General features: G+C 37.1%; 28 protein-coding genes. 2 read left to right on the forward strand and 26 right to left on the reverse strand.

Features of this window, described 5'->3' with window-relative positions; all coding sequences use genetic code 11:
- Positions 1-174: 174 nt before the first annotated feature.
- Entirely contained in the window at positions 175-1077 is a 903-nt protein-coding gene (locus tag AACH31_RS07420) for a hypothetical protein (protein WP_161830837.1), read from the reverse strand.
- A gap of 318 nt (positions 1078-1395) precedes the next feature.
- Between AACH31_RS07420 and AACH31_RS07425 the strand changes: the two genes are divergently transcribed.
- Positions 1396-1626: a ferredoxin gene (locus AACH31_RS07425; protein ID WP_161830836.1), complete on the forward strand. Its 231-nt coding sequence runs from the start codon at positions 1396-1398 to the stop codon at positions 1624-1626.
- A gap of 215 nt (positions 1627-1841) precedes the next feature.
- Here the strand turns inward: AACH31_RS07425 and AACH31_RS07430 are convergent, their stop codons facing one another.
- From AACH31_RS07430 to AACH31_RS07510, 17 genes are all read right to left on the reverse strand, one after another.
- Positions 1842-2609, reverse strand: coding sequence for a pseudouridine synthase (locus tag AACH31_RS07430; RefSeq protein WP_161830835.1), 768 nt, complete (start codon positions 2607-2609; stop codon positions 1842-1844).
- A gap of 130 nt (positions 2610-2739) precedes the next feature.
- Positions 2740-3261: a spore maturation protein gene (locus tag AACH31_RS07435; RefSeq protein WP_161830834.1), complete on the reverse strand. Its 522-nt coding sequence runs from the start codon at positions 3259-3261 to the stop codon at positions 2740-2742.
- A gap of 4 nt (positions 3262-3265) precedes the next feature.
- Positions 3266-3892, reverse strand: coding sequence for a spore maturation protein (locus tag AACH31_RS07440; protein ID WP_262950257.1), 627 nt, complete (start codon positions 3890-3892; stop codon positions 3266-3268).
- Complete coding sequence (locus tag AACH31_RS07445) at positions 3892-4995, reverse strand: D-alanyl-D-alanine carboxypeptidase family protein (RefSeq protein ID WP_161830832.1); 1104 nt, start codon at positions 4993-4995, stop codon at positions 3892-3894. The genes AACH31_RS07440 and AACH31_RS07445 overlap by 1 nt, the downstream gene beginning before the upstream one ends.
- Positions 4996-5218: 223 nt before the next feature.
- Complete coding sequence (locus AACH31_RS07450) at positions 5219-5806, reverse strand: helix-turn-helix domain-containing protein (protein WP_161830831.1); 588 nt, start codon at positions 5804-5806, stop codon at positions 5219-5221.
- 306 nt (positions 5807-6112) lie between these two features.
- Positions 6113-6256, reverse strand: coding sequence for a hypothetical protein (locus AACH31_RS07455; protein WP_161830830.1), 144 nt, complete (start codon positions 6254-6256; stop codon positions 6113-6115).
- Positions 6257-6318: 62 nt separating this feature from the next.
- Positions 6319-6897, reverse strand: coding sequence for an SMC-Scp complex subunit ScpB (gene scpB, locus AACH31_RS07460; protein WP_161830829.1), 579 nt, complete (start codon positions 6895-6897; stop codon positions 6319-6321).
- On the reverse strand, positions 6890-7624 hold the full coding sequence (locus AACH31_RS07465; RefSeq protein WP_161830828.1) for a segregation/condensation protein A: 735 nt from the start codon (positions 7622-7624) through the stop codon (positions 6890-6892). The genes scpB and AACH31_RS07465 overlap by 8 nt, the downstream gene beginning before the upstream one ends.
- Positions 7625-7907: 283 nt before the next feature.
- Positions 7908-9383 carry a spore germination protein gene (locus AACH31_RS07470; RefSeq protein ID WP_161830827.1) on the reverse strand — a complete coding sequence of 492 codons (1476 nt, stop codon included), beginning with the start codon at positions 9381-9383 and terminating at the stop codon, positions 7908-7910.
- Between the two features lie 40 nt (positions 9384-9423).
- Positions 9424-9774: a stage V sporulation protein AE gene (spoVAE, locus tag AACH31_RS07475; protein ID WP_161830826.1), complete on the reverse strand. Its 351-nt coding sequence runs from the start codon at positions 9772-9774 to the stop codon at positions 9424-9426.
- Positions 9775-9823: 49 nt separating this feature from the next.
- Complete coding sequence (spoVAD, locus tag AACH31_RS07480) at positions 9824-10825, reverse strand: stage V sporulation protein AD (protein ID WP_262950258.1); 1002 nt, start codon at positions 10823-10825, stop codon at positions 9824-9826.
- Positions 10826-10981: 156 nt separating this feature from the next.
- Positions 10982-11434 (reverse strand): stage V sporulation protein AC, encoded by a 453-nt coding sequence (gene spoVAC / locus AACH31_RS07485; protein ID WP_161830824.1) that lies wholly within the window; start codon positions 11432-11434, stop codon positions 10982-10984.
- A 328-nt stretch (positions 11435-11762) separates the two neighbouring features.
- Entirely contained in the window at positions 11763-12473 is a 711-nt protein-coding gene (locus AACH31_RS07490; RefSeq protein WP_161830823.1) for a sigma-70 family RNA polymerase sigma factor, read from the reverse strand.
- A gap of 46 nt (positions 12474-12519) precedes the next feature.
- Positions 12520-12960, reverse strand: a complete 441-nt coding sequence (gene spoIIAB / locus AACH31_RS07495) for an anti-sigma F factor (protein WP_161830822.1) — start codon at positions 12958-12960, stop codon at positions 12520-12522.
- Between the two features lies 1 nt (position 12961).
- Entirely contained in the window at positions 12962-13315 is a 354-nt protein-coding gene (gene spoIIAA, locus AACH31_RS07500; protein ID WP_161830821.1) for an anti-sigma F factor antagonist, read from the reverse strand.
- 173 nt (positions 13316-13488) lie between these two features.
- A complete protein-coding gene (locus AACH31_RS07505) occupies positions 13489-14658 on the reverse strand; it encodes a D-alanyl-D-alanine carboxypeptidase family protein (protein WP_161830820.1) in 1170 nt (389 codons plus the stop codon).
- A gap of 279 nt (positions 14659-14937) precedes the next feature.
- Complete coding sequence (locus tag AACH31_RS07510) at positions 14938-16239, reverse strand: pyrimidine-nucleoside phosphorylase (protein WP_262950183.1); 1302 nt, start codon at positions 16237-16239, stop codon at positions 14938-14940.
- A gap of 168 nt (positions 16240-16407) precedes the next feature.
- Here AACH31_RS07510 and AACH31_RS07515 point away from each other — a divergent pair, with 168 nt between their 5' ends.
- Positions 16408-16689, forward strand: coding sequence for a hypothetical protein (locus AACH31_RS07515; RefSeq protein WP_161830818.1), 282 nt, complete (start codon positions 16408-16410; stop codon positions 16687-16689).
- Positions 16690-16740: 51 nt separating this feature from the next.
- On the opposite strand, the gene AACH31_RS07520 is transcribed toward AACH31_RS07515, so the two are convergent.
- The 8 genes from AACH31_RS07520 to yfmF all read right to left on the reverse strand — a co-directional run bounded on the left by AACH31_RS07520 (position 16741) and on the right by yfmF (position 22933).
- Positions 16741-16914, reverse strand: a complete 174-nt coding sequence (locus AACH31_RS07520) for a hypothetical protein (protein ID WP_161830817.1) — start codon at positions 16912-16914, stop codon at positions 16741-16743.
- 13 nt (positions 16915-16927) lie between these two features.
- Positions 16928-17152: a hypothetical protein gene (locus AACH31_RS07525; RefSeq protein ID WP_161830816.1), complete on the reverse strand. Its 225-nt coding sequence runs from the start codon at positions 17150-17152 to the stop codon at positions 16928-16930.
- Positions 17153-17391: 239 nt separating this feature from the next.
- Positions 17392-18108, reverse strand: coding sequence for a lysophospholipid acyltransferase family protein (locus AACH31_RS07530; protein ID WP_161830815.1), 717 nt, complete (start codon positions 18106-18108; stop codon positions 17392-17394).
- Positions 18108-18587 carry a dihydrofolate reductase gene (locus AACH31_RS07535; RefSeq protein ID WP_161830814.1) on the reverse strand — a complete coding sequence of 160 codons (480 nt, stop codon included), beginning with the start codon at positions 18585-18587 and terminating at the stop codon, positions 18108-18110. Before AACH31_RS07535 ends, AACH31_RS07530 begins: the two co-directional genes overlap by 1 nt.
- The gene (locus tag AACH31_RS07540) at positions 18584-19393 is read right to left on the reverse strand and encodes a class I SAM-dependent methyltransferase (RefSeq protein ID WP_262953507.1); all 810 of its coding nucleotides are present in this window, start codon (positions 19391-19393) and stop codon (positions 18584-18586) included. Before AACH31_RS07540 ends, AACH31_RS07535 begins: the two co-directional genes overlap by 4 nt.
- A gap of 116 nt (positions 19394-19509) precedes the next feature.
- Positions 19510-19893, reverse strand: a complete 384-nt coding sequence (gene ssb / locus AACH31_RS07545) for a single-stranded DNA-binding protein (protein ID WP_161830812.1) — start codon at positions 19891-19893, stop codon at positions 19510-19512.
- Positions 19894-20369: 476 nt separating this feature from the next.
- Complete coding sequence (gene yfmH / locus AACH31_RS07550; protein WP_262950186.1) at positions 20370-21659, reverse strand: EF-P 5-aminopentanol modification-associated protein YfmH; 1290 nt, start codon at positions 21657-21659, stop codon at positions 20370-20372.
- Positions 21659-22933 (reverse strand): EF-P 5-aminopentanol modification-associated protein YfmF, encoded by a 1275-nt coding sequence (gene yfmF / locus AACH31_RS07555; RefSeq protein ID WP_161830810.1) that lies wholly within the window; start codon positions 22931-22933, stop codon positions 21659-21661. The genes yfmH and yfmF overlap by 1 nt, the downstream gene beginning before the upstream one ends.
- Positions 22934-23177 lie beyond the last annotated feature (244 nt).

The following is a 23177-nucleotide window of genomic DNA, read 5'->3' on the forward strand; positions in this document are numbered from 1 at the left end:
CAAAAAAAGAACAACCTTCCGTTTTTGTTTAGTTTACATTTAACTAGCCCTCCGTTATCGTCTAGGCAAGGGCCTTTTCGACCAAGAGGTAAAACACAATCTTAAGTTTTCCATCCAAACTAGGAGTAAAGCGATGCCGTTTAAAATAAAAGTTGTTTTCAACTCTAAATCCATTTAAAATAACATCAAACATGCGATGATTAAAAGTAAAATCATTCCTGCTGATAAAAAATAAATGAACAAATAATTGACGCGATCCGAACGTTTAGGCAAGCTTAACTTACGCTCCTCATTTAGTGCATCTACAACAGCATCTTGATCGTTTAAGTAAAGAGCTTCTAATGTCGTTGATACCGATTTATCCACTTGCTCTTCCTCATTTTTTTCATCAGCAATCGTAGATTGCTGTAACTCAGACCATGCACAATCATCTAAATCCACTTCGGAATTAAAAATCAACTCAATATTCTTATTAAAAATATCGTCTTGATAATTAGAATTCGACGTTTGTTCATTCTCGATAATATCGCTAAAAATAGAGCTAATACATTCGCCCTCTGTCTGTAACCTTTTTAAACGACCATAATCATGTTGAACAAGTGCATCCAAATAATCTAAATCTGTATCTATTATCTCTTCTAAATCTGTATATTCTTCAACTTCGTTGTCTGACATTATCAATGATACCCTCTCTTTAGTTGGCAACTCATCTTCAAGTGGCTCGATTGGAACCGATAATAGTTCCTGTTCTAATTGTTCCCACTCACTAAAATCCTCATTTTTAATCATTTGAGTAATTTTCGAATAAGTCGTCACCCCGTACTTTTCTTGTAACAGTCTCATCATTTCCTGAGATCGTGTCGCTAACTCTTTTCTTCCCGGAGCCCGTCTCATTTGTAAACTTTCATTGGCCTCTAAAGCTGATGACATAATTTCTGATAATCGTGAGGAGATGGACTCTTGTAAGGCCTCTGATTTTAATTCTAAATTAGAGGCTACCGAATGAGACGGTACGTCCTCTTCACATGCATTAAAATAAACCTTTCTTAATTCAGAATAATCTGCTTTCTGTTCCATCTCACTCACACTCCTTTTTATTCAAAATACCGTTTATCTAACGGATCGTTACCTTCAAAAATAAAATTTTCATGACCATCTCGCTCGCCTAAAGGACAAATAGTCATTGATATATAGGAATCGACGAATTGTCGAAGCTTCTTATCACTTTATTTTATATTTTGTAAAATATTCACTGAGGACTTAGTCATTATATCATAAATTTATTTTATTTAGCGCATTAAATTTGAATTTTTTTGTCTTTTTAGTTTATAATATACATGTAATTCAAATGAATTATATATTCTTAATCACAATTCTTGTAAGGGGGATAAATTAATGGCTAAATTCACAAAAGTTAACAAAGATGAATGTATCGCATGTGGTGCTTGTGGTGCCGTAGCACCAGACGTATTCGGATATGATGATGAAGGATACGCTGAAAACATCCTTGAAGGAGATAACAACCAAGGTGTTGTTGAAATCACTGATTTAGAAAGCGATGTTATCGACGCAGCTGAAGGATGCCCAACTGAGGCAATCGAAGTTCAAGATACACCTTTTAACTAATTAAGCCAAATACTACGTTATTATGTAGGATTTTTAAAAACTTATACAAAAAAAGCTTATTATTTTAACAATAATAAGCCTTTTTTTATTAAAGGCGAGAGAAACAAAAAGAATTTAATCCTTTTACTTTCCTACTCACCTCATAAAAGGGTATGAAACGGGCGATAAAGTTTCTAATCATGAGAACTTTATCGCCCGTTTTTTGATGTTTATCTTTAAAATTGACGCATTTTTGTAAACTTAACTTTTGGCTTCTCTCTCTTATCATTCGCCATTGAGACTAATGTCTTTACCTCATGTGGTGTCAACGGACGGAACTCCCCTGCCGCAAGACCAACCACATCGATGCAACCAAACTGCTCACGACGTAATTTTTTTACAGGAAAACCAATCGCATCAAACATTTTTTTTACCTGATGATACTTCCCTTCATGAATGATCAATTGAACAAGTGACGATTGATTCTTTTTATCCACTGAAATTAAACGGGCGCTCGCAGGCTTGGTCTTATAACCATCAACGACAATCCCTTTAGCTAACGGTTTTAAACTTTCCTGTGTAACAATTCCCTTTACACGTGCTAAATAAACTTTATCAATTTCCCCACTCGGATGCATCATTTTGTTCGCAAAGTCTCCATCGTTGGTTAACAATAAAACACCCGATGTATCGTAGTCTAAGCGTCCAACAGGATAGAGTCGTTCCGAAACTTTATCTTTAAAAAAATCTAAAACAGTTCGACGATTTTTCTCATCAGAAACAGTACTAACAAAACCACGTGGTTTATGTAAAACGTAATAAACCTTTTTTTCTCGTTGAAGCGGGATTCCCTCAACTTCAATTTTTTCTTTTCCTGTCACCTTAACGCCTAATTCGCGCACTACTTTATCATTAACAGTTACTTTTCCTTCTAAAATTAATTGCTCCGCCTTACGTCGGGAAGCAATCCCTGCATGGGCAATAACCTTTTGCAATCGTTCCATGTAAAACCCTCCAATCAGAAATGACGCTAAATTCGACAAGAATCTAGATGTAACACTCATTTTACCTTTATTATAAGTAAAAATCAATGTTTAATCCTATGGAAGAGAAATTTCACATGCTATTTATCTTTTATCCAAAGAAAATAGAAACAGACACAATAGCAGCAATAAACCCAATTAGGTCAGCCGTTAATCCTAATTTTAGCGCGTGCTTCATCTCACTCAACCCTACCGCGGCAAAATAAACAGTAATGATATAAATCGTTGTATCTGTACTTCCCTGCATGATTGAGGCTAGACGTCCAATACCCGAATCAGGACCATAAATAGAAAGTAAGTCTGATGTCACACTAAGGGCCGCTGATCCTGACAGGGGCCTTAAAAACATCAGAGGTAACACGTGAGCATCCACGCCAATGGCTGTTAGAATAGGATCTAATAGATTTGCGATAGCGTCAACGATTCCTGAGGCCAAAAAAACCTTAATTCCAACAATCATCCCGACAATATTAGGAACTAAAGACACCGTTGTCCTCATCCCCTCTTTTGCCCCCTCTACAAAGTGATCAAAGGCATTCGTTTTGTTCACAAAAGCCATGACAAAAACAGAAAGCAAAAAGATTGGTAAAATGTATACACTGATTGCCCCCATCTACTCACCCTCTTTCCTGTCGTTTTCTAACAACACCCTCACCAGAGGAAGGAATCCGTTTCATTCGACTATAAATATTATGAATCAACAATCCCCCAATGGTCGTAATGCCAGAAGCAAAAAGAATGGGTAAAAAAACCTCACTCGGATTTGTTGAGTGATACATATGACGAATCCCAATAATCGTTGTTGGAATTAAAGTAAATCCCGCGGTATTCATAACGAGCAACGTATACATCTCAAAGCTCGGACGTGCAGGATCAGGATTTGTTGCCTGCAACTCCTTCATGGCCTTAAGACCCGTTGGAGTTGCTGCACTTCCAAGCCCTAATAAGTTACTCACCATATTGGTCGTTAAATATTTCAAAGCTGGATGTCCCGCTTTAAGCTTAGGGTATAAAAACCGAGTCACTGGCGTTAAAACCTTGCAAAGCAAATCAAGCATTTTTGCATGATTTGCCACCTGTAAAATTCCTGTCCAAAACACCATGATTCCTGCTAAATAAATAAGCAAATCAATCGCTTCCTGGGCACCTGCCAAAATCGCATCATTGACTGCTGAAGTTGTTCCACTAAAAAAGCCATAAACGATTCCAATTGCGAACAGTCCCATCCAAATTTTATGAATCACTAGAAGCTCACCGCCCCTGTGAACCAATTAACCACTTTTTCAAACCATGATTGCTTTTCAACTTTTGGTTCGATTGCTTTATAAACAGGAATTTCCTGTACCAGCTGCTCATCAATAAATACCTTTAATTGTCCCACTTCTTTTCCCTTCGCTTTCTCATAAAGCGATAAGTCCGTCGTCACCTTCTCACTTCCATCTTTTGCAACAACAACATCGACTTGTTTTTCAATATATAACTTATCTTTAAGCTCGCGGTTTTCTACGTGAATCTCCCCTGGCGTCATTAACGTCTTAACCTCATAATGGTCAAAACCATAATTAAATAAACTCATATGATCATTCCAATCATCACCCGCTTTTAAAGTGACAACAATTAACTCCATCTCATCTTTGCGTGCTGAAGTCACAAGCGTTCGTCTGGCCTGCTTCGTAAAACCAGTTTTCCCACCAATGGCATAATCATAGTAGCCCGTCACTAACTTATGTTTATTATTCCAAACATAAGTGGTCCCATTTTTCGTTGTTGCCTTATGAGTCTTTGTCCCTGTAATTTCTCTAAAAATAGGATTATTCATCGCATATTGCATGACTAATGCCATATCTTTTGCCGTCGATAAATTATAGGTTGTCTCATCTAATCCAGAAGGATTTTGAAATACACTATTCGTCATTCCGATTTCTTGAGCCTTTTCATTCATCATCTTGACGAATCCCTCTTCATCTTCACCCACAAATTCAGCAATCGCCATCGCCGCATCATTTCCTGAGCGAAGCATTAATCCATATAATAAATCAATAAGCTTAACTTGATCCCCAAGCGTTAAATATAACGCAGATCCTACTTGTTGTGTAACGTTCTCCGATACTTCTACCCATGCATCCAAATCCGCATTTTCAATCGCCACAATCGTTGTTAAAATCTTCGTAATACTAGCAATATACATCTGATCATTCGGACACTTTTCATAAAGAACCCGTCCAGTTGATTGCTCCATTAAGATTCCACACTGAGAACTAATTCCCATCGCAGAGGCACGATTTGAATGACTTGTTAATAGGAGTAAAAAGATCATTAGCGTTACGAATATCTTGTTTTTTTTCATTTTTTACTCACCTCAGTCCTGTAACTATTACACTCTATGAGTAGAAGACAAAAAATATCCTTGAATAAAAACACCTGTTATGACAGATTTTTAATAATAATCACGATTTACCCCTTTGGCATCCCTCGTAACAAATCGTCCTTTTGATTCACACTTATCTCTTTTCTTCTTTTTCAAATCATAAAAAAAGGATGAGAATTCATCCTTTTTTGTTCGTACCCGCCTATTTAATCAATTGATAAAACAGTCCATGTTCCTTACAGTAAAAATAAACACGAGCATATTTACGCTTTGGCATCCTAAATTGTAATTGCCACTCCGGATATTGTTTTTTCATGATGAGCGTATCTTCAATAATTGCGGCCGTAAACATAATGTAATGCTCTTTTGTCATCTCATGCGATGTTGTCAAGTAAAATTCACCGTCTACTTCCTCGACCACTAACTCATGCCCTTGTTCCGCCTTACGCGGTGTGAGGGGTTGTAATAATTGATGACAGCACGAAATCGTAGCTTCAGAAATCGATGTTGCAACATTACCGCATTGCGGGCAGACATAAAATTTTGATTGTTTCATATTTCCTCCTATTTGTTCATTTAAGTTTAATTCCCCTGATAACAGGTAATCGACACTTACATTAAAAAATTCTGCTAACTCCGGCAAAACAGAAATATCTGGACAGCCTAGTCCACATTCCCATTTACTCACTGTTTTATCACTTATATTTAAAGCGTTAGCCACTTGTTTTTGGGTTAAATCTCGTTCCTTCCTTAAAAAATAAAGAAGCTCACCTATTTTGTCCACTTGCATCCTTTCCACTCCTTCCTATATAAAAGTTAAGACTTTCTTTAATCTATGACCTCTTCCTTTTCCTTCTTAAACGAATTCCGCTGTTATCCCCCCAGTTAGTTTATCCGCTAAATGAGCAAACAAGGACACTTCCTCCCGCAGGGGCAAGTCGTCTTCCCTTTTACACGATTGATTTAACCTCTTTTCTATTTTAACATTCTCGCTAGCAAATACAATCCACGCTCCATAGAGTTCATCACGTGTAAACTAAAGAAAGCTATCAAATCCCCTTTGGGCGTTTGATAGCTTTCGCATTAAAATCCTTGATTAGTTATAAGTTTTTTTAGGTTTTTTCCCTTTTTTAAGACGTGGCTTTGAATCATCCACTACTTCAGCTGCGATTTCAGCAGACATCGTATTCTTCGCAGCTTTTGCATTTGTGACTTTTTTACTTTTAGGGTCTCTTGGCATCACATTACGCCTCCTTATAAACTAGGATACCTTTTTATTATGCCAAAAAGGGGAAAAAATATTTATTCTTCTTCATCTTCTGAAAAATTAAATAAATCGGATTCTTCTTCTAAGTTAAAATCCGGAGTAATAAACGGTAATTCAGGAAGTTCCTCTAACGTTTTAATTCCAAAGTAATCCAAAAATTCATCCGTTGTCTTAAATAAAATAGGGCGACCTGGTCCTTCTAGACGTCCTCCTTCTTCAATTAATGAAAAGTTTAATAACTTTCTGAGAACATTGTCACTACTAGCTCCGCGGATATTTTCAATTTCATGGCGCGTAATGGGTTGGCGATACGCCACAATGGCTAAGACTTCCAATGCAGCATTTGAAAGACCACGTTGATGTGGATTTTGAATCAGTCGCTTTAAATAAGGGGCGTGTTCCTTTTTCGTTGTCATCTTATAAACCCCTGCCACCTCAATAATTGTTACACCACTACTTATATTTTGATAGCGATCTTTTAATTCCAATAATAAAGAGTTTACCTCGTCTTTATTAACCTCTAATACGTACTCCACTTGTGCAGGTGTAATTCCTTCATCCCCTACCGCAAATAATAATCCTTCTAAAATACCTAAACGTTCTTGCTTAAACAACCTCATCACCTTCTAAACTTGAAATATAAATGTCCTCGTAGTAGCTTTGTTGAGAAATACTAATCTGATTACTTTTAACCAGTTCAAGCAATGCTAAAAAAGTAACAACAATATATTCTTTATCAAATCGCTCAAATAAACTCGCAAAGGCCACTCTTTTTTTATATTTCAATTGCTGACTTAATGACTTCATGCGCTCTTCAACAGAAATATTTTGTGGCACAATTCTCGTCTTTAGGGGCTTTGTTAACTTATGCCGACGTAAAAGCTTTTCAAATGCCGAGATTAATTGCTCAACTTGAAGATTTTGTGGCAACTTCTCGACATGATCAATATAATCAGAAAAATCAATAGGCGGCTTCGTAAAAAATTGTCCTCGCTCTTCCTCTAATTCTCGCAACTCCTTTGTTACCTCTTTATACTGTTGATACTCCACTAAACGTTGAATCAACGCCTCTCTCGTATCCTCTTCATACTCATCTTCTATTTCAACAACCTGTTTTGGCAATAAACTCTTACTTTTAATCTCAATTAATGTCGCAGCCATGACCAAATATTCAGATGCAATTTCAAGTTTCAACTCTTCCATAGCATGTATATAATCTAGGTACTGGTGCGTGATTTCAGATATTTTGATATCATAAATACTCACTTTTGCTTCTTTTAATAAATGCAATAATAAATCAAGTGGCCCTTCGAATGCATCAATTCGCACTTCGTAACCCATAACCCACCTACTTCCTACTAAATACCCTTTCTCTATAAAAACAAGTCACTTTTCTCATAGTTAAGAAAAAAGAGCCCCCTTATAAACCATTGAACGACAAAAGTCTCTCTATAAGTACTAGTTAACCCCCGTTGTACAAAAATAAGCCTAATCTCCCATCTTCATTTTAACGAATTTTTTTATTTTTCTCAATCGTTCTCAAAAAAAAATCAATAATCCTTATATTTCATCGTAAAAACCCCCTCATCATCCCATTTATCGGAATTTCATAAGGGGGCAACAATTATTCAGGTTGAGAATCTTTTTGGGATTGTCGTTGGCGACTGTTATATCTATACGGAATCGGATAGCGAATAATGGCTTTCATTAGCGCCTTAAAGTTAAATGGAACAAGTGGATAGAGATAAGGTTTTCCAAAACTTTTCATCGTTGCTAAGAAAATAAATCCCACTACAATCGCTCCAATATATCCATATAGTCCTAAAAGAGCGGTCGCGATAATAATAAAGAGTTTAAACATCTTATTAGCAAGCCCTAATTCATAACTTGGGGTAACAAATGCACCGATTGCACCGATTGCCACGCAAAATAAAATTTCCGGACCAAATAGACCTACATCAACAGCAACCTGACCAATTAGAATGGCCGAAACAATCCCAAGCGCAGAAGAAATCGCCGTTGGGGTATGAATGGAAGCTAATCGTAAGAATTCCATACCGATTTCACCTGCTAACACCTGAATAACAATTGGAATACTTCCTTCCTCCTGAGGAATTAAAAAGCTCATAAAATCAGGTAAATATTCCGGATGTAACACGAGTAAAAGCCATGTTGGCATTAAGAAAATGGAAACGATAATTCCTACATAACGAATAAATCTTAAAAATGTTCCCACCGCTGGGGTTTGGCGATATTCCTCTACACTTGTGAGGTGATCAAATAACGTAACAGGACCTATCATCACACTTGGTGATGTATCGACAATAATTGCTATCATCCCCTGATAAAGATGGGCCGCAACAACATCCGGTCGTTCTGTATACCTTACTAACGGATAAGGATTATAAACCTGTCCAGTAATGAACTCTTCTAGTTCTTTATCCGTCATTGTTAATCCATCAACCTTCACTTGTTCAATTCGATGTTTCACATCGTCAACCATTTGTTGATCGGCAAGCCCCTCGATGTACATTAAAACAACATCCGTTTTTGATTGATCGCCGACCTTTAAAATAACATTTCTTAACTTACCTGTACGGATTCGGCGACGCGTTAACGCCGTATTAACCACAATATTCTCAGTATACCCATCCCGAGATCCTCGTACGGTTTTCTCCGTATCAGGCTCAGCTGGGCCGCGTCCAGGATAACTACGGACATCAATAACAAATCCCTCTGCTTCGCCATCAACAATCATAGCCACTAGCCCACTCAAGACACTCGTACAAATTTCGTCAATTTTATCCGTGGGTGTGACTTGTTGGTGAACCAATCGATTATGTACCGTTTGTAAAACATCATTGCCGGGGTGCGGTAAGCTGTTGAGTAACAATAATTGTGTCATTAACTCGACTAATAACTCGGAGTCGACCAGACCCGTTACATAATAAATTTGAAGACGACGTCCCATGACAACAATCTCACGCTGTCCGACATCAAAACTTTTACCAATCCCAAGCTTTTCCTCTAATACCTTTTGGGTCTCATCAATATTCTTTTTTATGACTAAATCAGCCTGCGTCGTTTTATCTTCGGCCATAGTATCCCACCTTTCCTCATAGTCATTCATCCATTACCAATCAGCCTTTCGGTTTAAATACGAGAGCGATAATAAAGGCAAATAAAATGGCTGCCGTAATTCCAACAGCGGTTAAATCAAACATCCCCATTCCAATTCCAATAAACCCTAACTGTTCGGATTTTTCCATAGCTCCATGAATCACTGAATGTCCAAAACTCATGATAGGAAGTTGAGCTCCGGCACCGGCAAATTCAATTAATCGATCATAAAGTCCAAATACATCTAGTGCCGCTCCTGTCACGACAAAGCCACATGTAATATGCGCTGGCGTTAACTTAAAAAAATCTAAGATAAATTGTCCGAGGGCACAAATCAATCCACCAACCACAAATGCTTTTAAGAATATCATCTCGACAATCGCTTCTTTCCTTTTATATTTTAAACAACACACTTATTTATTAATCCGCCGAACAGAGTGCAACAGCATGAGCGATACATGGAATTGTTTCCTTTTGTTGCACAATTAAAGGATTTAACAAGGCCCCAGTCGCCACAACAAGAACCCGTTTTAATCTTTGTTGCTCTAATAATTTTTTAATATGACCATACGTCACAACTGCACAGCAACCGCATCCACTACCACCAGAAAAGACAGGTTGATCCGGTGAAAAAACTAGTTTCCCACAGTCATTATGCTGTTCACTGATATCGTATCCCTCCTGTCTTAGGATATCAACGACGATGGGACTTCCGCAACTCGCCAAATCCCCTGTCAAGATGAGGTCATAATAAGAAGGATCAACTCCTAAATCCACAAAATGTTGCTTAATAGTGTGTGCAGCAGCGGGGGCCATTGCTGCTCCCATATCATTAGGGTTATTTTGAGCCGCATCAACAATAATTCCCGCTGTCGCCGATTCAATACGAATTTTTGTTTTTTTATGACTGACTAACGCCACGCCCGATCCCGTCACAGTATATTGAGCCGTTTCTGGTTTTGGACCACCGTATTCTGTCGGATTACGATACTGACGTTCTGCAGAAGAGTTATGACTACTCGTCGCTGCCAACGCGATTTTGGCATTATCACTGTCTACCATCAACGCGCTCAACATTAGCGATTCCATCGATGTAGAACATGCCCCGTAAATACCGAAAAAGGGAATATTTGTCTCTCTAAATGTGTAATGCGTTGGAACAATTTGATTCACCAAATCTCCAGCAAAAGCAACGGATATTTCATTTTCTTGAATTTTAGCTTTTTCGATTACTTTTGTAATAGCGCTACGCATTAACTGAGACTCAGCTTGTTCCCAAGATTTTTGACCACAATAGGGCTCATCAAACATGACATCAAAATCATCTTTCAGTGGTCCCTGCGACTCTAGTGGACCAACTGCTGTTGCCGTTTCTAATAAGTATACGTCATTAAATTTCCAAGATTGTCTTCCGGCTTTCATTCCTATCATCCTTTTCTAACACGATCAATCTGACTAATTTTTTACACGGAGTCTGTCGTTAAAACGTTGGATACGACACCCCTTTAATAGAACTAAAGCTTCACCTTTAAGCACCCTTCGTCGCAAGGTGGCTTATCATCCAATCCATATTTTTTTCTAGCCTAGTACATTAAACTCTATTAATAAATAGCGTAAAATTCCGAATACATAGGCTGAAACAACAGCAAAGACAATTACCGCTCCCGCTAACTTAAATAAATTCGTCGCAATTCCAAGTACGACTCCCTCACTTTTACTTTCTAGGGCAGCCGAAGTCAATGAATTGGCAAACCCTGTAATAGGAACAAATGCCCCTGCCTTTGCCACTTGACCAAACTCATCGTAAACTCCAAGTCCTGTCGCCACCGATGCAATTAAAATCACCGTTACGAGCGCAAGCGTACTTGCTGTTTCACGCACAAAACCAAAAAAATGAACATACATCTCAATAAGCAGCTGTCCACCAACGCAAATTAAACCGCCAAAGAAAAAGGAAACTAGAGCATTTTTTAAATAATTAGGTTTTACTTCATGATTTTTAATAACCTCTTCATATTTTTTCGTTTTCACAGACGTCACCACTCCTCAAAAAATGAACTCTACACTTTAATATGACTTTATTTCTAAAAATTATAAGTTCTTCTCACAAAATTCCCCATAAAATCATAAAATTAATCGACTAAAATAATTTTTTTCATCGCTTCTAAGAGGGGCAAATACTTTTGTCTTAGTATCAACATTTAATCCCGTTACAAGCTTCCTTAGCTCCTTTGATTAAAGCGAGTCCTTCATCAATTACTCACCTATCTACGTCCATCTAACAAGCTCTCCTTATTTTCCTTAAATAAAAAAAACGTCGCCCCAACCTACGTTTACCGTAGATTGAGACGACGTTTCACTAACTTGTCATCTTTTCTTTTAATTCTTTTAATATTTTCTTTTCAAGACGGGAGACAGCTACCTGATTAATTTCTAACCGCTTTGCGACTTCCGATTGGGTGTAACCTAAGTCAAATCGTAAATAAATAAGCATTCTTTCGGTCGAATCTAGATCCGATACTAGCTGTTTTAACACGATTTTTTGCTCAAGTTGCATTCCTTCACGATGATTTGGAATCCGCTCAATAAGTGGCATATCCTCTCTCTCATAATTATCTAATGAAGAAACATTCGTCGGCGCATTTAACGCCAAAATAATTTGCTCTTCCGTTAGCTCGGTTGCCTCGGCCAATTCTTTCATTGTGGGCTCCCGTTCAAGCGTTTTATTAAGCTGATCCTTTACCTCTTGAATTTTATGAATATTACTTTTAATACTGCGGCTAATTTTGATTGGACTTTGTTCACGAATAAAAGCTTTAATCTCACCAATAATCAGTGGAATGGCGTACGTTGATAAGGTGGTATCATAAGAAATATCAAATTGGATGATAGCCTTTAGCAATCCCATACAACCTATCTGAAATAGGTCATCCTTTTCAACCTCTAAGTGCCCAAATTTATGAACAACAGACCAAACTAAATCCATATGATTTTGTACTAAAATTAGCTTTGCTTCTTCATCACCACTTTGAGCCTTTCGTATTAGCTCCTGAATTTCTTTTTTATTCATCCAACCATCCCTCATGCCTTGTCATTTCTGTCTAATGTTTGCCATGTTACTGCGCCGATGAATCTAAAGGTAAAAACTCTTTTTCAAATGAAACCACTGTCCCAACTCCCACTTCCGAATGAACCTCAAATTGGTCACTAAATGATTCCATAATCATAAATCCTAACCCACTTCGCTCTTCTTCCTGCTTTGTCGTATAGAGTGGTTGTTTTGCCAATTCAATATTTTCAATTCCTTTTCCAAAATCTTGAATAGTCACACGTAAGCGACGCCCAACAAGCGTAGCTTTCATATCGATCATTCCATCCTCATTATCCTCATACCCGTGAATAATCGCATTAGTTACCCCTTCTGAAACAATCGTTTTAATCTCATTTAATTCTTGTGCATTTGGATCTAATGGTGCAATAAAGCCAATAATGACAAGTCGTGCAAAACTTTCATTAATACTTTTTGCAGGAAATTGTAAATGCATCTCGTTATTCATATTATGCAATCCCCCTAATGGCAGACTCTAATTGTGAGTCATCTTCAATAACTTTAATAATTTTTGAAAGACCAGATAATTCGAACACCTTTGAAACTAATGGTTTCATTCCAATAACCATAACCGTTCCATTCACTGATTTTAATTGATTATATCGCCCTAAAATAATTCCGATTCCTGAACTATCCATAAAATCTAAATGTTTTAGGTTAAAAACGATATGCTTAATCTGTGATTCCCCCATCACAGTATTTAGACGGCTACGCAATTGATCGGATGTATGGTGATCTAACTCACCATTTAAATTGACGTATAACACTTGATTTTCAACATAAAGTGAGACAGTTATACTCATAATAATCCCCTTCCCATGTTAGATTGACTCCATTTTAACCGATTAAAAAGATTCATATTTCCTTTTCGACAATTGTAGTGTTTTATTTTTTTCACCCCTTCCGCAATCGCTCCTAAAATTATCATCCTATTTGTCTTAAAAAATAAAAAAAGGAGGAAAATGCATAAACTCTGTTATGCATTTTCCCCAAATAACATTTGTGACACAATATAGCCGAGTAGTCCAATAAAACTATTTTTTTCAACAGGCTCTTTTACCGTTAAGGCCACTTCTTTATAAACTTCACCATTATAATAATAAGTTAATGTCCCAACTTTATCTCCAGGTTGAATCGGTAACTCCATATTATCGTTTAACGTTACCTCATAATTTGTCTCCTGTTCAGGATCAGTTTTCTTTTTAAGCAATGTAATTGGTTCTGACGTCACAATATCAAATTGACGGTTTTTGGCTAATAAATTATATCCAGTTGAAACTAATTTTTGATCCTCTAATTTTGGAACTAATTCATATTGTTCATAAGCATATTCAATTAAACGCGCCACTTCTTGGTTACGAATATCTGACTTACTTGCTCCCATAACAACAGCAATCACGCGCATATCATCGCGGTTAGCTGTTGCTGTCAAACAATATCCCGCTTCTTTTGTATAACCCGTTTTTAACCCATCAACGCCATCAACATACTTTAATAACTTATTCGTATTAACTAACCAAAATGGAGATTCCGTATCCTGGCGAATATAATCTTCGTAAAGACCTGAAAACTCCGTAATCTCAGGATAGTCTTGGACTAAATGACGTCCAATAATTGACATATCATACGCCGTTGTTAAATGTCCTTTTGTCGATAATCCCGTTGGATTTTTAAACTCCGTGTTCTTCATCCCTAATTCTTTTGCCTTCTCATTCATTTGTTCAACGAACTTTTCTTCTGTTCCGGCTACACGTTCAGCAAGTGCCGTTACCGCATCATTCGCCGATGCAATAGCAATACTTTTGAATAAATCCTTTACGGACATTTCCTCACCTGGTTTTAGGAAAACCTGTGATCCCCCTAGACTAGCCGCATGCTCACTGACACGAATCACTTCATCCCACTTCATCGATCCATTCTCGATTGCTTCTAGGATTAAGTACATCGACATCATCTTCGTCATACTCGCGGGTGCGAATTGTTCATGAGCATTTTTCTCATACAAAACATTCCCTGTTTGTGCCTCAATTAAAACCGCTGCCTTACCATCTGATACTAACTCATCTGCACGAGCCACAGTCACATGAATAAAGCAACTCAACGTAAAGCATGCAACTAAACTAATTAACACTTTTCTTATTTTCATTTTTACACCTCTTTTTCTTCCTGTGGCGTTACTACACATTTATGTCTCCCAAATTTAAAATATACCTTGTGACAGAAAGGTCACCTCCTTTTCACTTTAGGGCACCTTCTTCTTTTAGCAGATAACAACGAAATCCACCTAATCTGCCCTTGATTTGTTATAAATTGTTGCATTTCCTCCATACGTTTTCCTACAAAAAAAGTTAGCCCGTAAAGACCCCTCGGTCTTAGCAGGCTAACCTTTTCATTGACTATTTTGTCACATAAAAAAACGATTAACTTAGGCAATGACATCATAAATTAAAGTAGGTGGACACACCGGGTCCTTACAGATACAATACGCCTTCTGAATATAGGCGATTGCCTCTTCATTATCAACACGATTCGCGTGAATATAAGCTAATACATCTCCTTCACCCACCGAATCACCGACTTTTTTATCGAGAACAACACCGACAGCCATATCGATCATATCATCTTTCGTCGCACGTCCCGCTCCAAGTTTCATCGCTGCAAGTCCAATGGATAACGCATCGATTTGGTGAACGTATCCTGATTGGGAAGCTTTAACCGGAATAATAGAATCTGCTTTAGGCAATAAATCAGGATTCTCGATTTGAGCAACATCACCGCCTTGAGCTTGAACAAACTCTTTAAACTTGTTAAACGCCTCTCCGCGATGAAGTTTCTCTTTAAGTTGCTCATAAGCCGTTTCAACATCCGGTGCCTTTTTCGCTAATACAACCATTTGACTTGCTAATTGAAGCACAAGTTCCTCTAAATCTTTTGGTCCATGACCCTTCAACGTTTCAATGGCCTCCTTCACCTCAAGCGCATTTCCAATGGCTAACCCCAATGGTTGATTCATATCTGTTAAAAAGGCCACCGTCTGGCGTTGGGCATCGCGTCCAATTTCAACCATCGCTTGAGCAAGCTGCTTCGCATCCTCTAATGTTTTCATAAACGCCCCGGCACCAAACTTCACATCAAGAACGATCGCATCAGCACCCGCGGCAATCTTTTTACTCATAATAGAAGAGGCGATTAACGGAATCGACTCGACTGTCGCTGTCACATCTCGTAGCGCATATAAATATTTATCTGCCGGCGCTAAGTTTCCAGTTTGGCCGATAATAGCCAGTTTAATTTCATTAACTTGCTCGATAAAACGTTCCATATCAAGCTCAATCGTCATGCCTGAAATGGATTCTAATTTATCTAGCGTACCACCTGTATGGCCTAATCCTCTTCCACTCATCTTAGCAACAGGAACTCCCATTGAGGCAACCAACGGTCCTAAAATTAAAGAGGTCTTATCCCCTACTCCTCCCGTTGAATGTTTGTCAACTTTAATTCCCTCGATGGCTGATAAGTCGACAACTTCCCCACTGCCAACCATCGCCTGTGTTAGAGCTAAACGTTCAGCAGGCGTCATTCCATTAAAGACAACCGCCATTAAAAAGGCAGACATTTGGTAATCCGGGATTACTTTATCTGTATAATTTCGAATCATCCATTCAATTTCTTCAGTTGTTAATTCAATATGATCGCGTTTTTTAGCGATTAAATCTACCATTCGCATGCTAATCACCTATTTCCATTTATGATAAAAACACTTTCAATTATACCTTAAACAGGGGGGCGGATGAAATGTCTCCATGAAAATATCTATTAAAAAAGCGTTTTTTTGAATACTTCCCATAAGTCGTGGGAAAATATAAATATAACTTGATATCATTGGGGTGAAAATATGTTTCGACAACACAAAATCTTATGCGAAAATAAAGAAACAGTCATCTATCTTTTTCTATACGATCAACAGATTGACTTAGAAACAATGAAAATTATCTTTGCTCAAATTTCAAGTCAAAAACTCGAGGCGCGAATTATTGATTACTTTAAGCAATGTAACATTAAATATCAAGGGAATCATGTGCGACTCGTTTATCGTGAAACCATCATTCGAGACTTATATCTCAGTCATTATCACCAATCACATACGGACGCAACAAATGTCATCCATCTTTTTTAATATATTACCCACTTGGGACGTAAAAGCTGTAAAGAACATTCTTTACAGCTTTTACTTTTTCTCGGATGTTTTTGATTTTTTAAACCAATGAAATTCCTGTCCCATCTCAGTTGATAAATCAACGGGTGAAAGGAACGATCCAAAAAGATAACGATTCATCTCTTGTTCCCATGCTGTTGTAAAAGCATCAGGATAATCAATTGGCTGTCTCTTTTTCTGTTTCATGACAACCCTCCTTTTATGATAACATCCCCGTTAAACTCGCAAGTAATACAATAATCACTAAATAGATTAAAACAGCGATTGAAAAGTTCCGTTTATTCGCATTTAAGCGCCGATTAAAACAAAAATAACCAAAAACGATGAAGTTAATAATAGGAAGCATCGCAATTAAAATTAAAAATAGCCACTCTTCAATTTTAACTACGGGTTCAACCGATGTCTTCTCACGTTCCGCTTCCATCTATCCACGCCCTTCCCGTATCAAAGATAAAAATAGTATTTGAAAAAAATTGATTTTTATACCCTATTTTACTTGTGCTTATCAAATAAACGACGCTCAGAAGGGAAAAGATTACGGCTTTCTACCCTCTAGTCTTCATCTCATGCAAAACAAGGCCTGTCCTTAACCTACTAGCCCCTTAGGCCATCAAAAAAGAGGTGATCCGATTGGTCACCTCTTTTCAATTCATCTCTATTAATCTAGCTTAAAGGCTTTTTAATAAGTGCTTCAACTTGCTCACACACATCATTTGTTGGCAACTCGGCATAAGTCTCATAAGGAATAGGATCGTGAACCTCTAAACGAATCACAGTACGGCGCGGCCAACGTTTTGCCACCTCATAACTATTATAAATCGTTACGGGTATAATGGCAGCCTTAGCCTTCTGGGCTAACTTAAAACTACCTGCTTTAAATGTTCCCACTTCAGCCCGAACCATACGCGTACCCTCAGGAAAAATCACCATTAAATGACCTTCCTTCACACTCTTAGCCGCAGCCGAAATCACCTTAACCGATTGTCTCACATCATTTCGATCCATAAACTGACACTGGATTAAACGCATCGCATCGCTTAGTAAGAAAATATGATCCAATTCTTTTTTAGCCACATAGCCATGTGGACGTTTAATCACCTTTAACATGGCGACAATATCAAGGTTACTTTGATGATTCGCATAAATAACCCCATGCTCGATTGTATCTAACTTTTCAAGCCCCTTTGCTTCAACTCGAACGCGAAAAATAAGTGGGATCGCCCATGAAACAACCCAACTAATAAAGTTAAAACGCTCAGTATTAGAGTATTGATCCCCCTTTAATTGCTGTACTCGTGCATTCACACATAAAACAACAATTACAACAAGTGCTAACGCCGTGAGTAAAACGCCTAGCACAATCCATAAAATGGTTAACATTATTCCTTCACCCTTTCATAAATAGTAAAACGTAATTCATGACTTACTTTCTCCTTAACTTTCACCCATTTCGAAAAGTCTAGCGGTGGAAAATAGCAATCTCCCTCAAATTCCCTTTCAATATGTGTGATATAAAGACGCTCGACATAAGGAAGAAACTGTTCATATATTGAACGGCCACCTATAATAAATAACTCTTTCTCTTTCGGATAATGTTCGATAAACGTGACACCATCTGTAAGCGTCGTTACTTCCTTAAAGTCATAACTTTTTATCGTCGTTAAAACATAGTGATGTCGGTTTGGAAGAGGAACCCCTTTATAGGAGAGGATAGATTCAAAGGTTAAACGTCCCATTAGTAAATCGTGTCCTGTTGTTATTTGCTTAAAATAATCAAGATCCTCCTTATAAAACCAGGGTAACCGGTTCTTCGATCCAATTAAGTGATTCTGATCAAAGGCAACAATCAAGGAAATCATAGGCTGTCCGCCTTCTTATTCATGTCCTCAATCTCAATCACACCATAAAAAAAGTGACGCTTTTGATTTTGTCGAGAAATAGTAAACCCGAGCTTTTCAATGATAGGATTTTTATAACCCGATTTTACTACTACGCGTTTTTTAGCGACACGAATGGCCTCCTTCACATGGTCCTCCGTCATCACATCATAAGCAACGACCGGCTTAATGACTTTAATGCCCTGAGAACTTTCTACAGAATGATGAAACATAAAATCAAAATAAACGACATCGAAGGCATCATTTTCACAAGTGCGCAAATAATCTAAATTATCTGCTCGCACTAAAGAAACTCGGTCAATCAGCGCCTTCCACTCCGGCTTTTCATACGCTGCAAAATAAGTAAGTCCTTCCCTAACCAAAACAAATAATGGGAAGCTTTTTTCTAATGACACCACTTTCCCCTGTGGTCCTACTTGATAATTAGCTACGAGCGTATCGCTTGCTAGTCCTAGCGTACAATCTAAAAAACTCATCCCCTCTTTAAGGCCACATGCCGTAACTAAGCTATCCGTTTGCCCACGTTCAAGCTGTTTAATACGGTGCATTGCCATATTAGGGTGGAAAAAGACCTCTTCTTGACCTTTCTCATAGTAACTCAACCCTCTTTGGTTATTCACCACAAATAGTTGAGAATCCAAAGAATCAAGTAATGACTTTACGGTTTTTTTTCTTCTTGGCACAAACGGAATCGATAAATCATCTGCGAGGTGTTTTGCCCTTTGAACTAATTCCGCTGTTTCATCAAATGCTGTTGTAACAATCACCTTATCACCACTCTTTTTAAACTCTTATCTTCTTATTGTGACAGATAACAGGCAAGAGTTCAAGTTGTTTTAGATGGGAACTAAAAAATCGTCCTTTTACTGGACGATTTTTTCATTTATACCGAAGCTTCCTCCACTTTCATCTCTGTTAGTTCACTACTTTCTTTTATCGTTGATGTTTTCGTTTGAATAAACGATACCTTTTCTGCCACTACCTCGACCACCCGCAATGACTTATGATTAGGAATTTCATAAGTTTTGTGAACTAACCTTCCTTTAATTCCAATAATCGCACCTTTTCCACAATATTCTACCACGTTATGTGCTAAACCTTCCCACAAACTTACATTGATAAAATCAGTCTCATATTCGCCCGTCACTGAGTTTTTAAATGAACGATGAACCGCTAATGTTACCGTCGTCACTCGTTTCCCTTCCTGAGTCTCCATTAATTCCGGTTGACGGACTACCCGTCCAACTAAAACAACATTATTAAGCATCAATATTCTCCTTTATTTTGTGTCTTCATCTAACTATACGCAAAAAAACGACGATTTCCTTTTTTAATTTAACCTTTTTTATTCACTTCGTTCTCATAGGCTAAAAATTATTGAAAACGTATTCTGTCGATTTTTCTGCAAAGGACACAAAAAAGACATATTTTCTTGTCGAATTTTGATATAATAACAACTGTATTCATGAACATCCCCCCCCGTTCATGTAATACATTCCTTTCATTATTGTTTTTCATTCCATTTTTTAATTTTTACATCCCCTCATCAAACAAATGTATTGGGTTAAATTTTAACAAACTTTTTTTGTTAAAATTCCAAAAACCTTATACTATTCCCCTCTGGGAGAATTAGTGCCCCCCACTAATTCTCCCCTTTTTTTATTTTCCTGACTAAATCTATTAAAATGCAACCTTTTGATAGGATGAAATAAATCTAAAAAAAAGCTCTCATATGAGAGCTTTTTACGATTGTTTAGGGAGTAATTTAAATGTGCTCATGCGATCTTCAATAAAATATTCTTTCGCAATCGTTTGCAAATCTTGTAAACTTAACTCCTCTAAAATATCTAAGATTGAGAATAATTGAACACCATTAAAAGCATATTGTGTAAATTGATTTGCAATAAACTCAACTGAGTTTAAAGCTGATAGGAAGCGTCCAACTTTTTTATTTTTAATTCGTGTAAATTCAGACTCATCAATTGACATGGTTGGAATGGTTAAAAGCTTATCCTTAATACTTTTAGCCAATTCATCAGGGTAGCGTGTATCCCCTCCGACAATTGAAAATCCAAATGATAACTCACAATTTGTCTCATATGAGAACGTATCATTAATATAGCCTTTATCTAATAATTCTTCGTAGTACGTCGATGAACTACCAAATACTAAATCAAAGATAATATCTAATGCAACTTCTTTTTTCAATAACGCACGTCCATCCTGATCGACGCTTGCATCTTTTACCCCAACAAATACTTTTGCTGTCCCAACTTCCATCTCCAACGTGCTTTCCTCACGAAAAACTTGTGGATTTTCTTTCGGATACTCACGAGGAATTGGGTCTTCTTTTTGATAATCTTTTTTCGCTTGATTTTCACGAACAAGTGCCATCATTTCTTCAACATCAAAATCCCCGATTACAAATAAAAGCATATTTGATGGGTGATAGAATGTATGATAACATTCGTATAATAATTCAGCCGTAATGGGTTGAATCGACTCAACCGTTCCGGCAATATCAATTCTCACGGGATGAGTTTTAAACATGTTTCCAATGATTTCATAATATGCTCGAAAATCGGGATTATCATCGTACATCTTAATCTCTTGTGCAATAATTCCTTTTTCTTTTTCAACGGTTTGCTCCGTAAAATAAGGAGATTGGACAAAGTCGATGAGCGTCGTCAAATTCTCTTTTAAATCACTCGTACATGAAAATAAATAACAAGTTCTTGTAAACGATGTAAATGCATTAGACGAGGCACTATGTGCAGAAAATTTTTCAAACACATCATAATCTTCTTTTTCAAACATTTTATGTTCAAGGAAGTGAGCAATTCCATCAGGCACTAATCTCATCTCATCTTGACCAATTGGAATAAAATGATTATCAATTGAACCGTATTTAGTCGTAAATGTCGCAAATGACTTATTAAAACCTGGCTTTGGAAGCATGTAAACTTCTAATCCATTTTCTAATTGTTCATAATATAATTTTTCTTTTAATTGAGGAAACTCTTTAAATTCCATTACTCGGCCACCTCTTTTCCTGTTAAGAAGAAGACTGTATCCTCTTTAATTTTTTTGGCTACTGCAACAACTTGCTCAGCTGTCACGGCATTCACCGCTGCTACCCATTCTTCAACACTTAATGGATGTTTTAATAATTTATTTAATGCTTCGTGAGCCATCATTCCTGAAGCTTGATCCATAGATTCTAATTTTGAATTAATTAAAGATTTTTTCGCTAAGTCTATTTCTTTCTCACTAAAATTACCAGACACCATATCTTTTAATTGCTCATCAATGATTTTAAGAGCCTTGTCATAATTTTGTGACTCAATCCCTGAGTATACATACATGACTCCTTTATAATTATCTAAGCGAGAGGCACAGTAATAACAAAGCGATTCCTTCTCACGCACATTCATAAACAATTTCGAGTGCGCATATCCTCCAAAAATTCCATTGAATACGAGCAATGGTAAATAATCATCATCGTCGATTCGTGTATGCGTACGATATCCGATATTTAATTTACCTTGTGAAATATCTTGAACCTCTTTAATGACCTTCACTTCTTGGATGACTTTATCTTCATGATCAATAACTTCTTGATTGACGCTTCGGTGAGCAAAGTTAAACTGTTTACTAAATATTTCATAAACATGTTGTGGGTCAATGTCCCCAACAACTGCAACGCTAACTTGGTTATTGTTTAACATTTCCTCATACGTTTTCATTAAATTTTTCCCGTTAATTTCAGCTAAATCATCGGCATATCCAATCGAATTGATACTAAACGTCTCACCTTGACACATGTTTTCAACGAGCTTTTGTAAAGAATATGAGACTTTATCATCATAAATCGACTCAATATATTCTTTTAATAAACGTTTTTCAATGTCAACCACTTGCTCCTTAAAAGCACCATCTACCAGCAATGGCTTTAAGATAACTTCTTTTAAAAGCGCGACTCCCTCTTCTAGTAAAGGCTCTTGGTGACCTAAAAATTTCTCATTTGCTAAAGAAAGATAGAATTTAATATTATGCGTTTTCCCTCTTTTCTCAACTGTCGTTGATAACGAAGCTCCATAGAGCGATTCTAGGTAAGTATTTAACGCCTTTTTCGAAGGATATTTCTCTGTTGCCCCACGTAAAACATAAGGTAATAATGAACGCTTCGTCACTGTGTCACGATTGATCTCCGACTGGAATGAAACTGAAATAAGATTCGTTTTAAATTTATCCGTTTTTATTGTTGTTAAAGTATAACCTAAATCATCAAATTGACGAACTTCCATAGAGTCACCACCTATTTTTCTAATATGAATTAATACACGTATGTTTTGAAGAGAATTCGGCCATTTTATTAGTCCATTGATTGTTGTTAACAAAAAAAGCCATTTTAAACTAGTGGGCACACCTCACCTAAATCTCTTCAGATTTTCCTCATTAAACACGATAGAGTACACGTTAAAACTCACTCTTTCACTATTTTATGATTTGTTGCCTTCTTTTAGTCAGAACTTTCACTCTTTTTTAAAA

This window comes from Turicibacter faecis, from assembly GCF_037076425.1.
Lineage (GTDB): Bacteria > Bacillota_I > Bacilli_A > MOL361 > Turicibacteraceae > Turicibacter > Turicibacter faecis.